This is a genomic window from Streptomyces sp. NPDC040610, from assembly GCF_055594065.1.
In genome coordinates this window covers 59,667-71,266 of the sequence record NZ_JBVIXA010000018.1, presented here as the reverse complement: position 1 = coordinate 71,266, position 11,600 = coordinate 59,667, and the positions used below count along the sequence as shown (strand labels likewise).

Genomic DNA, 11,600 nt, shown 5'->3' with positions numbered 1-11,600 from the left:
TTTCAGGGGGCTGCCGGGCGGGCGAAGGGACAGGGAGCGGTGGGCAGGATCCGGGGTTGGCAACGACGCTGGCGCGGCCTGAGGAAGATCGAACAGGTCGAGCTGCAGAGCATGGTCATGTGGCACACCGTGCCGTGGATCTTCCTCCTCAGCTGGTGCGCGCTGCCGGTGGGCCTCGGCCTGCGGCACGGGACCACCGCGCAGCTCCTGGGCTGGTCGATGATCGCGGTGGCCGCGCTCCAGTGCGCGCAGATCAACCGGGGGCTGCGCCGGTCCCTCGACCACTACCTGGGCCGCGCCCCGTTCCCGCGCCACGACCTGGCCGTCCTGCTCGGCCTCTCCGCCGTCGGCTTCGGCCTCGCCCTCGCCCTCCGGCGCGTCGACGGCGTCGAGGGCGGCGTGATCGGCCTCAGCGCGCTGTTCCTGATCACCCCGTACGCGGAGGCGCTCGGCTTCGCCCTGTCGATCCGGGGCTTCTGCCGCCATCTCGCGGTGGTCGTCGCCGTCCTGGTGGCCGCCTTCGCCGCCGTCGGCGCGCGCGGCGGCGAGCTGGTCGCCCTGGGCGCGCTCATCGCCGCGGGCGGCATGCTCGCGCTGCTGACCTCGCGGTGCGGGGCCTGGACGCTGTCGGTGATGTGGGAGGCGGAGCGGGCCCGCGAGACCGAGGGCCGTCTCGCCGTCGCCGAGGAACGCCTGCGCTTCGGCCGCGACCTGCACGACGTCATGGGCCGCAACCTCGCCGTCATCGCCCTCAAGAGCGAGCTCGCCGTGCAGCTCGCCCGGCGCGGCAGGGCCGAGGCGGTGGACCAGATGGTCGAGGTGCAGCGGATCGCGCAGGAGACCCAGCGGGAGATACGGGACGTCGTCCGCGGCTACCGCGAGGCCGAGCTGGGCGCCGAACTCGCCGGGGCGCAGGGTGTCCTGGAGGCCGCGGGGATCGGCTGCCGGGTGACCGGGGCGCCCGTCGGCCTGCCCCCGGCGGTGCAGGCGGCGCTCGGGTGGGTCGTGCGCGAGGGCACCACCAACGTGCTGCGGCACGGCGACGCGGAGACGTGCGCCATCACGGTTTCGGTGACGGAAGGACGTACGGAGTTGACCATCGAGAACGACGGGGCGCCCGAGGCCCCCGTCGGCAGCGGTGGGTCCGGGCTCAGGGGACTCCGGGAACGGCTCGCGACCGTGGGCGGCACGCTGGAGCACACGTCGGAGGGCGGGCGCTTCCGGCTCACCGCGCGGGTGCCGCTGCCGGAGCCGGGGCTCCCTGGCAAGGCGGACGCCGCCCCGATCGTCCCGGAGGCCAAGGCCTCATGACCGCCGTACGCGTGCTGCTCGCCGACGACGAGCATCTGATCCGCGGCGCGCTCGCCGCCCTGCTCGCCCTGGAGGACGACCTCGTCGTCGTCGCCGAGGCCGCCACCGGACCCGAGGCGCTGGCCATGGCGCGGGCCCACCGGCCGGACGTCGCCGTGCTCGATCTGCAGATGCCGGGCGCCGACGGTGTGAGTGTCGCCACACTCCTGCGGGACGAACTCCCCGACTGCCGCACCATGATCGTCACCAGCCACGGCCGGCCGGGGCACCTCAAGCGGGCACTTGAAGCGGGTGTGCGGGGGTTCGTCCCGAAGACGGTCAGCGCTCAGCGCCTCGCCGAGATCATCCGTTCCGTCCATGCCGGAAACCGCTACGTGGACCAGGAGTTGGCCGCCGACGCGATCTCCGCCGGAGACTCCCCGCTGACCGCCCGCGAGGCCGAGGTGCTCGAACTCGCCGCCGACGGCGCGCCCGTGTCGGAGATCGCGGAGCGGGCCGCCCTCTCCCAGGGAACGGTCCGCAACTACCTCTCCTCGGCGGTCACCAAGATCGGTGCGGAGAACCGGCATGCGGCGGTGCGTCTCGCGCGGGAGCGAGGTTGGGTATAGTGGCTCTCGCGCTTCGGCGCAGTGCGGACGTAGCTCAGTTGGTAGAGCGCAACCTTGCCAAGGTTGAGGTCGCCAGTTCGAACCTGGTCGTCCGCTCAGCGAAAGCCCCCCGGTTCTCGGAACCGGGGGGCTTTGTCGTGTGCGGGGCCGGCGGGGGCCGAGCGGCCCCCGCCGTCGGGTCCGCTACGCCCAGGAAGTCCCCGTGAGCCGCTCGTACGCCTCGATGTACTTGGCGCGCGTCGCCGCCACCACGTCCGCGGGCAGCGGCGGGGGCGGCTGCTCGCTCGCGCGGTCCCAGCCGGACGCGGACGAGGTGAGCCAGTCGCGGACGAACTGCTTGTCGAAGGAGGGCTGGGCGTGGCCCGGCTCCCACAGGTCCGCGGGCCAGAAGCGGGACGAGTCCGGGGTCAGCACCTCGTCCCCGAGCACCAGCTCGTCGCCGGCGAAGCCGAACTCGAACTTCGTGTCCGCGAGGATCAGGCCGCGGTCCCTCGCGATGTCCTGCGCCCGGCCGTAGACGGCGAGGGTCGTCTGTCGCAGCTGGGCGGCCGTCTCCGCGCCGACCTGGCGGGCGACCTCCTCGTAGCTCACGTTCTCGTCGTGCTCGCCGACGGCGGCCTTCGTGGCCGGGGTGAAGATCGGCGCGGGCAGCTCCGAGCCGTCGGTCAGGCCCTCGGGCAGGGCGAGGCCGCAGACCGTGCGGGACTCCTTGTACTCGGCGAAGCCCGAGCCCGCCAGATAGCCGCGGGCGACGCACTCGACCGGCACCATCTCCAGCGCCTTGCAGACGAGGGTGCGGCCCGCCCAGTCGGCGGGGGCGCCCTGCGGCAGGTCCGTGGAGATGACGTGGTTCGGCACGATGTCCGCGAGCCGGTCGAACCACCACAGCGACAGCTGGGTCAGGACCCGCCCCTTGTCGGGGATCTCGGTGGGCAGCACCCAGTCGTAGGCGGACATGCGGTCGCTGGCGACCATCACGAGGTCGCCCGCCTCGTTCCGGTACAGCTCGCGCACCTTGCCGGTGTGCAGATGCACCAGACCCGGAACCTGGATCGGCTCGGGCTTTTCGACGAATCCGGACACGGTTCCTCCCCGTGGTTCTGTCCAAGTGCCTCGATTCTCCCGTATGCGGGAGCCGGTCTTGGCCACGGGTTGCCCGGATGGGGCGTGGTGAACGCGAACGGGCCTCAGTCGCGTTTGCAGATGCGGTCCAGGAGGTTGGCCGTGGCGCGCTGGACGCGTGGGTCGACATGGCCGGGGCGGTCCAGGGCCGGGGACCAGGCGAAGGTGCCCGAGGCGAAGACGAGGGCGCCGGACGGGGCGCGGTACAGCGAGGTCTCCTGGTGGCGCACGGCGCCCTCGCTGTCCTCGTACGGGGAGTGGGCGAGCAGGATGCGGTCCTGGTGCTCGGGGAGCGCGGTGCGCGGGAAGTAGCGGTCGGCCTCGCCCGCGACCAGGCCGTCGATCTCGTCGCTCTCGTGCGCGCCGGTCGCCTCCCACAGCCAGTGGTCGGCGTTGCGGACGATGAGGGGGTGCGGCTCGGGGACCCGGCCCGCGTACTGGATGCCCATCAACTGCTGCTCGGGGACGTCGACTTCGCGCCACAGCGCGGCCCTGCCGGGGCCGCGGCGTTTTCGGCAGGTCAGCAGGCGGTCCGGGACGCCGGACGGCGAAGGGCCCAACTCGACCTGCCAGTACATGGTGTTGGCGGAGAGGAACACCAGGGACGTGCCGGACTCGCGGGCCAGCTCGGTGGTGCGGCGCATCGCCGCCGACCAGTACTCGTCGTGGCCGGGGAAGACCAGGCCCCGGTAGCGGGTGGGGTCGATGAGGCCCGCGTGCAGGTCGCGGGTGTCGGCGTACGCGAGGTCGTAGCCGTAGCGCTCGGCCCAGCGGATGAAGTCGTAGGCGTGGCCCACGTGCAGGGGCAGGCCCGCGCCCGCGTACGGCCGGTCGAAGGAGACCGTGGTCGCGGCCTCGCTCTCGCCGAGGAGCCGGCCGTAGTCGTCCCAGGCGTGGTAGAGGCTGGCGCCGGTGTGGCCGTCCTCCGGGTAGAGGTTGTACGCCTGCCAGGTGATGTCGGGCAGCAGGACGAGGAGGTCGGCCGAGGGGGCGACCGGCTCGCCGGGGCCCGGGGGGACGCTGTCGCGGACGGTGAAGGGGACGTGGGAGCGGTAGCCGTCGGTGGTGGTGAGGACGGCCACGTACGCCCCGATGTTCCAGTACGTCGGGATCTGCAGGCGCCAGGACAGCCACCAGTGGTGGCAGGAGACCGTGCGGTCGGCGGCCAGCGGGGCGGGCTGCACGATGCCGGAGAGGCGGGGGCTCGTCGTGATCTTGCGGGCGCCGTCGCCGCTGTAGTGGCCGATGCGGTAGATGTCCACGCTGAACTGCTGGGGCGGGTCCACGGTGATGTGGAAGTCGATCGCCTCGCCGGGGGCGGCGGCTCCCGTGCTCGTGAAGCCCTTGATCTGGCGGTGTATGTCGTCGGCCGTGCGGGGGCTGCCGGTGCGGGGGGCGGGGACCGGGCCGGTGGCGCCTGGGGTGTGGTCCACGTACCAGGGGACGACCTGGCCGGTGTCGTCGAAGTAGTGCTCGGCGCCGCGGAGCCAGGGCAGCGGGCCCTGGCCGAACGGGTCGGTCACGGCGTGGGCGAGGGCGCCCGACTCCCAGCGGCGGATCGGCTCCGGTCCCATGCGTTGTCCCCTCCCTCGCTCCCCCGGCCTGGGCGACACGGGTGGTGCGGCGGGGGGTGCGCTGCTGCTCTGCGCTGTCCCACGGGGCCGTGTCGGCTGCCTGACCCAGCACATCACATTACGCACGTGTGTCGTTACCGTTCGTCGTGAATTGATGTGAGCCTTCCCCAGCCCCGCCCCTTCCCGAAACCGGGGCTCCGCCCCTGGACCCCGGGGGTGGGTGTCCCCTTGCCGTGGGCCCGGGGCGCCCCCGAATCGGCGCTCCGCGCCTCGTCCTCAAACGCCGGACGGGCTGAAGACTTCGCCGGGGCGGGGCGGAGGGCGCTGTGGGGCGGAGGGCGCTGCGGGGTGGGGCGGAGGGCGCTGCGGGGTGGGGCGGTGGGGCGCTGCGGGGTGGGGCGCTGCGGGGCCGGGTCGGAATGACGCCGCGGGGCCGGGTCGAGGGGGCAGCGGGGGGGGCGGAGAGGCGTTGCGACGCGGGGGCGGAGGGGCGCTGCGGGCGGAGCTGGATGGTGGGGAGGCGTGTGGGGCGAGGGGTGGGGGAGGTGCAGCCGGGCGGGGTGGAGCGGTGTTGTGGGGGCTGGAGGTGCAGTCGGGCGGGGTGGAGCCGTGTGCCGGGGGGCAGCGGTGTTGTGGTGTGAGTGGGGTGGGGCTGATGGTGCCGGGCTGTTGCTCGGTTGGTTCGTGGTTTGGGCGGGTGGGTGGGAGATGGAGCCTGTCCGGCGATTGAGGACGAGGCGCGGAGCGCCGATCGGGGGGCGGGACAGGCGTAGCCGATCGGGGGTCAGACCAGGCGTACCGGCTTTTCGGGGCGGATGCCTAGTTCGGTGAGCCAGTGGCGGAGGGGTTCGGGGTCGCCGTCCTCGACGAGGGTGAGCACCCTGGGCGTAAGGTCCGCCGCGCGCTCACCGTGCATCAGGAGGGACGGCCCGTCCAGCCAGTCGAGCCCCGGCGCGGCCCCCGCCGTGTCGACGGCGGCACAGCACACCATCGCCGTGACATGGTCGGCCAGCAACTCCCGCCCGGACCGGGGCGGTTGCAGCGGGAACAGCGGCAGCACCCCGTCGTCCCACAGCGCCTCGTCCGGCCCCTGCCCCGCGGGCGCGGGCCGGGGCGGCGCCTCGGCCTCCTCCCGGGCCAGCTCCGCGCCGAGCCGCGCGGCCAGCTCCCCGCCCCGCCCTTCCGGGGCGTCGACGGCGTCGGCGGGATCGACGGCGGCGGCGAACCCGGCCTGGGCCAACTCGGCGTCCGTGAGCCCCGCTTCGGGCACGTCGGCGTCGATGAGGCCGGGCCCGGCCGCCGCGCGCCGCGCCATCGCCTCCGGGTCCGTCAGATGCTCCAGGACCCGGCCGAGCGTCGGCCCCTTGGGGTCGGCCGCCGTGGGGTCGCTGGAGCGGCTGACGCCGAGCGCGTCCAGGACGCGGTGGAGGCGCGCCGCGTCCATCCGCCACTTCCGGTCGACGACCTCGTCCGGATACTCGTGCCAGGCCACCGGCGCCCAGCCGGGCCCGGGCTCGGCGGGCCCGCCGTGGAACAGGCGGGCGGCGAGCAGCGAGGCGGCCTCGTCCACCGCGCCGGGCTCCTCCAGGAGGTCGCACGCGGGCCGCTCGCCGAGCCGGGAGGCGAAGCCTTCGGCGAGGCGGTCGCGGCGGGACAGCTCGGTGAGGGCGGAGACGACGCCCGCGTCGAGCCGCGAGGGCCACCGCCCCATGCGCCAGGCGGGCAGCGCGACCCGGGTCAGCAGCCGGTCCCACCCCGCGTACGCGAGGCCGACCTGCTCCTGGGCGACGATCCGCACGCCGTAGTCCACGCTCTGGGCACGCTCGGCCGCGGCCGCCGCGACGCCGCGCTCCATCTCCGCGGCGTGCACCCGGCAGCTGCGCAGCAGCATTCGTGCCACCTTCCCGACCCCGCCGAGGACGGTGCGCGCGAGCGGCCCGCGCCCCGGCGCCGATGCGACGGCGACGGCGGCGTCCAGGCCGCGTACGAAACGACGGGCGGCGGCTATGTCGGGGTGCGCCGAGGGGCCCGTACCCGCGACGACCGGTGCGAGCACCGCGCGCAGCTCGCCGACGCGCATCCACCACAGGAAGGGCGAGCCGATGACGAGGACCGGGGCGGCGGGCGCGCGGCGCCGGGGCGGTCGGGCGCCCTGGATGGCCGTGCCGTGGGGCGGGGTGGCGGGGTCCGTGCGCGCACCGTCCGGTCCGGTGCCGGGCACGGGGGTGTCCGCCGGGGTCCCGTGCGCCCGGTGGGTGCGGTCCTCCAGCCAGCTGTCGCAGTCCGGGGTGAGCGCTATGGCCGAGGGGGCGGGGACTTCGAGGCGGTCGGCGAGGTCCCGCACCAGGCGGTACAGATCGGGGGCGGAGGCCTCCGTGATCGGGACGGTCGGGCTCATGGCGGGCCTGGCCCGCGCGACGACGAGGGCGACGGCCCCGGCGCCGAGCAGCACGAGCACCGCGAGGACCGTCACGGCCCAGCGCGCCGCGGCCCAACTGCCGCCGCCTATGTGCCCCATGGCCGTGGCGGCGAGCAGCACGACGGCGACGGCCGCGGGCAGCAGGGCGACGGCCAGCGCCCGGCTGCGGATGCGCAGCACGGCGAGGGCCCGTGAACGCGCGGCCCGCGCGCCCACCTCCACACCCATCCCTGACACGACCGAAGTCACCCCCTGCTGCCTACAGCTCGGCCGGCGGCCGGAGCCGACGGCGCACGTCGTTGGCGTTGCTCACTCCCCCACTGTGGCACCCGCCACCGACATCGCAATGCCGGTGGGCTGTTTGGCTGTGAGTGCCTTCAATGCCTTCGCCGCACCCTAGTTGGGGTGCCGGTCACCGTCAGCCGGATGGCCGACCGGTCACTCGATGGAATGGCTTTGGGCAAAGCTGGCCCGCTCGCCGAGGGGCCGGGGGGACGGGTCGCGGGCCCGTGGGCAGGGGCCCCGGGGCCGACGGTCGCCGCGCCGACCAGGCCCGCCGCTCCGGCAAGTCGGCGGCCGTCATACGGCGGGCTCAGTGGACACCCTCCGTAACGCCGGACGGGTCTACGGAGGACCGTAGACCCGTGGGGCACAGGGGCAGGGGTGACAGGGGACGGCTCGGGCCATGCGAGGTACGCGACCGGGCGTGCGGTGCCCGCGGGGCAGCGCGGCCGTGGGGCCGTGCGCCGTCCCGCGGAGTTACGCGCCGTCGCCCCGCGCCGCCTGCTCGGCGATGTCCGTGCGGTGCTGGGAGCCGTCGAGGCGGACCCGGCCGACCGCCGCGTACGCGCGCTCGCGGGCCTGCGCGAGGTCGGCGCCCGTCGCCGTCACCGACAGCACGCGGCCGCCCGCGCTGACGACCGCGTCACCCTCGCGCCGGGTCCCCGCGTGCAGGACGTACGCGTCCGGGGCGTCCTGGTCCGCGACGTCGGCGAGGCCTTCGATGGGGTCGCCGGTGCGCGGCGTACCGGGGTAGTTGTGCGAGGCGATGACGACGGTGACGGCCGCGTCGTCGCTCCAGCGCAGCGGCGGCAGGTCGGCGAGGGTGCCGTTCGCGGCGGCGAGCAGGAGGCCCGCGAGCGGGGTCCTGAGGCGGGCGAGGACGACCTGGGTCTCGGGGTCGCCGAAGCGGGCGTTGAACTCGATGACGCGGATGCCGCGGCTGGTGATGGCGAGCCCCGCGTACAGCAGCCCGGAGAAGGGGGTGCCGCGGCGGCGCAGTTCGTCGACGGTCGGCTGGAGCACCGTCTCCTGGACCTCGTCGACGAGCTTCGGGTCGGCCCACGGCAGCGGCGAATAGGCGCCCATGCCGCCGGTGTTGGGGCCCTCGTCGCCGTCGAGGGCGCGCTTGAAGTCCTGGGCGGGGCGCAGCGGCACGACGGTCTCGCCGTCGGTGACGGCGAAGAGGGAGACCTCCGGGCCGTCGAGGAACTCCTCGATGACGACGCGTCCGCAGGCGAGGGCGTGCTCCCTGGCCTGCTCGATGTCGCCGGTGACGACGACGCCCTTGCCCGCGGCGAGGCCATCGTCCTTGACGACGTACGGGGCGCCGAAGGCATCGAGGGCCGCGTCGACCTCTTCGGGGGTGGTGCAGACGTAGCTGCGCGCCGTGGGTACGCCCGCGCCCGCCATCACGTCCTTGGCGAAGGCCTTGGAGCCCTCGAGCCGGGCGGCCTCCTTGGACGGCCCGAAGCACGGGATGCCCGCTTCGCGCACGGCGTCGGCGACCCCGGCGACGAGCGGCGCCTCCGGTCCGACGATCACCAGCGCGGCGCCGAGCTTCGTGGCGAGCCCGGCCACGGCGGCGCCGTCGAGGGCGTCGACCGGGTGCAGCTCGGCCACGTCCGCGATCCCGGCGTTGCCGGGAGCGCAGTGCAGGGCGGTGACCGCGGGGTCGAGGGACAGGGAGCGGCACAGGGCGTGTTCGCGGGCACCGCTGCCGATGACGAGGACCTTCACGGGGGTCAGCCTAGCCCGGCGGACGGGGTGCCTTTGTTCGGGCGTCCGAGGCGGGGTGATCCCGAGGCTTGTGGGTTTCTCCAGGTGGGGCGGGCGGAGCTGGGGGTTCCTACTCGTTCGTGTACTCCTCGACCACCGTCGCGCCCAGCTCCCTGACGATCAGCTCGTGGCCGGACAGGGCCGAGTCGACCAGGTCCGGGTCGTCGTCCTCCGGGATGTCGTCCTCGGGGGCGACGTGCTCCGGGGCTCTGGACGGCGGGGCCTGGGCGGGCGCCGGGGCCGAGGGCCGCGACTGGCCCTGCTGGGGGGCGGCGGGCGCGGACGACGACTGGGCGGGGCCCGGCTGCTGCGGCGCCGGGGACGGGGCGGGGGCCTGCTGCGGCGCGGGCTGCTGGGGCGCGGGGCGGGAGGCCACCGGGGCGCCGCCGAATCCGCTCGCGGCGGGCGGCGGTGCCGAGCCGCCCGACGGGTCGACGATCGCCTCGACCTTCCACTGCACCCCGAACTGCTCCGTCAGCGCCTGCCGCAGCACGTCCTCGCTGCCGCTGGACGCGAAGTTGTCCCGCGCGCCGGCGTTCACGAAGCCGAGCTGGAGCGTGGTGCCGTCGAACCCGGCCACCTGGGCGTTCTGGCTGAGCAGGATCCAGGTGAACCGGCGGCGGTTCTTGACCGCGTCCAGGATGTTCGGCCAGAGGGAGCGGGGGTCGGGGCCACCGCCCGTGTACGCGGCGGCGGGGGCGGGCGGGGCCGACTGGACGGCGGGGGCCGGGGCCGCGTGCGGGGGCTGGGCCGGGGCCGGGGGTGCGGCGGGCGGCTGCGCGGGGCCGCCGCCCGCGGGGGTTGCTGTCGGCCAGCCGCCCGGGCGGTTCGCCGCGGGGGCCGGGGCCGCGGGGGCGGGCCCAGTGGCTGGGGCGCCGGGAGCGCCGCCGCTCGGGGTCGGGGTGCCGCTGCCCGGGGCGGAGGCCGTGGGCCAGCTTCCGGGGCGGTTGGCGGCGGGAGCCGGGGCGGGGGGCTCGGCGGGGGCCTGGGGGGCGGGCGGGGTGGTGGGTGCGGCCGGGGTGGGGGGCTGGGGGGACGGGGGGGCCTCGGGGGCGGGAGCTGGGGCGGCCGGGGCAGCGGCGGGCGCGCCCTCGGCCTCGGCACCACCACCGCCACCAGCGCCGACGCCAGGTCCGCCACCGGCACCAGCACCAGCACCCCGTACAGCCGCACGAGCCGCCGCAGCGCCACCCCCGGGCGGGACGTCCGGCCCCGGCGGCGGCACAGCGACACCCGGCTGCCGAGCCGCGGCGTGGGCCTCCGGCCCGGGCACGTACCCCATGGCGGGAACCCCGGCGGGACCCGCGGCCATGAAGTTCCCGCCGCGCTCGAGGCGGTCGAGGCGGGCCATCACGGAGCGCTCGTCGTCGTACGCGGCGGGGAGCAGCACGCGCGCGCAGATCAGCTCCAGCTGGAGGCGGGGCGAGGTGGCCCCGCGCATCTCGGTGAGGCCTTCGTTGACGAGGTCGGCTGCGCGGCTCAGCTCGGCGCCGCCGAACACCCCGGCCTGGGCCTGCATGCGCTCCACCACGTCGCTGGGGGCGTCGATGAGGCCCTTCTCGGCGGCGTCGGGCACGGCGGCGAGGATCACCAGGTCCCGCAGCCGCTCGAGCAGGTCGGCGACGAAGCGCCGCGGGTCGTTGCCGCCCTCGATGACGCGGTCGACGACTTCGAAGGCGGCGGCGCCGTCACCGGAGGCGAAGGCTTCGACGACGGAGTCGAGGAGCGAACCGTCCGTGTACCCGAGCAGGCCCGTGGCCATGGCATACGTCACACCGTCCTCGCGGGCGCCCGCGAGGAGCTGGTCCATGACGGACATGGAGTCACGCACGGACCCGGCACCGGCGCGCACGACGAGCGGCAGGACGCCGTCCTCGATGGCCATGCCCTCGCGCCCGCAGACCTCGGCGAGGTAGTCGCGCAGGGTGCCCGGGGGGACGAGCCGGAACGGATAGTGGTGCGTACGCGACCGGATGGTGCCGATGACCTTCTCGGGCTCCGTCGTCGCGAAGATGAACTTGAGGTGCTCCGGCGGCTCTTCGACGACCTTCAGGAGGGCGTTGAAGCCCGCCGACGTGACCATGTGGGCCTCGTCGATGATGTAGATCTTGTACCGGCTGGACGCGGGCCCGAAGAAGGCCTTCTCCCTCAGGTCACGGGCGTCGTCCACACCACCGTGGGACGCGGCGTCGATCTCGATGACGTCGATGGACCCGGGGCCGTTCCGCGCGAGGTCGCGGCAGGACTGGCACTCGCCGCACGGGGTGGGAGTGGGACCTTGCTCACAGTTCAGACACCGGGCGAGGATGCGCGCGCTCGTCGTCTTGCCGCAGCCGCGCGGGCCACTGAACAGGTACGCGTGATTGACCCGGTTGTTGCGCAGCGCCTGCTGCAGCGGGTCGGTTACATGCTCCTGCCCGATGACCTCGGCGAACGACTCCGGGCGATAACGGCGGTACAGCGCGAGAGACGACACGTATACGAGGTTATAGGCGCCCACTGACAACC

7 protein-coding genes and 1 tRNA gene are annotated in these 11,600 nt (G+C 75.0%); 3 read left to right on the top strand and 5 right to left on the bottom strand.

Annotation, left to right across the window (positions count from 1 at the left end; all coding sequences use genetic code 11):
* Positions 1 to 39 precede the first annotated feature (39 nt).
* The 3 genes from ACZ6AA_RS37420 to ACZ6AA_RS37410 all read left to right on the top strand — a co-directional run bounded on the left by ACZ6AA_RS37420 (position 40) and on the right by ACZ6AA_RS37410 (position 2,015).
* On the top strand, positions 40 to 1,311 hold the full coding sequence (locus ACZ6AA_RS37420; RefSeq protein ID WP_468483485.1) for a sensor histidine kinase: 1,272 nt from the start codon (positions 40 to 42) through the stop codon (positions 1,309 to 1,311).
* Complete coding sequence (locus ACZ6AA_RS37415) at positions 1,308 to 1,919, top strand: response regulator (RefSeq protein WP_468453623.1); 612 nt, start codon at positions 1,308 to 1,310, stop codon at positions 1,917 to 1,919. Before ACZ6AA_RS37420 ends, ACZ6AA_RS37415 begins: the two co-directional genes overlap by 4 nt.
* Before the next feature lie 23 nt (positions 1,920 to 1,942).
* Positions 1,943 to 2,015 (top strand) — tRNA-Gly (locus ACZ6AA_RS37410).
* An 87-nt stretch (positions 2,016 to 2,102) separates the two neighbouring features.
* Here ACZ6AA_RS37410 and ACZ6AA_RS37405 read toward each other — a convergent pair.
* From ACZ6AA_RS37405 to ACZ6AA_RS37385, 5 genes are all read right to left on the bottom strand, one after another.
* Entirely contained in the window at positions 2,103 to 3,002 is a 900-nt protein-coding gene (locus tag ACZ6AA_RS37405) for a phosphoribosylaminoimidazolesuccinocarboxamide synthase (protein WP_471462934.1), read from the bottom strand.
* A 104-nt stretch (positions 3,003 to 3,106) separates the two neighbouring features.
* On the bottom strand, positions 3,107 to 4,615 hold the full coding sequence (locus ACZ6AA_RS37400; protein ID WP_471462932.1) for a N,N-dimethylformamidase beta subunit family domain-containing protein: 1,509 nt from the start codon (positions 4,613 to 4,615) through the stop codon (positions 3,107 to 3,109).
* A 784-nt stretch (positions 4,616 to 5,399) separates the two neighbouring features.
* Positions 5,400 to 7,262, bottom strand: a complete 1,863-nt coding sequence (locus ACZ6AA_RS37395; protein ID WP_468454277.1) for a hypothetical protein — start codon at positions 7,260 to 7,262, stop codon at positions 5,400 to 5,402.
* A gap of 531 nt (positions 7,263 to 7,793) precedes the next feature.
* Complete coding sequence (gene purD / locus ACZ6AA_RS37390) at positions 7,794 to 9,053, bottom strand: phosphoribosylamine--glycine ligase (protein WP_468453628.1); 1,260 nt, start codon at positions 9,051 to 9,053, stop codon at positions 7,794 to 7,796.
* Between the two features lie 109 nt (positions 9,054 to 9,162).
* Positions 9,163 to 11,568: a DNA polymerase III subunit gamma and tau gene (locus ACZ6AA_RS37385; protein WP_471462930.1), complete on the bottom strand. Its 2,406-nt coding sequence runs from the start codon at positions 11,566 to 11,568 to the stop codon at positions 9,163 to 9,165.
* Between the last annotated feature and the right edge of the window lie 32 nt (positions 11,569 to 11,600).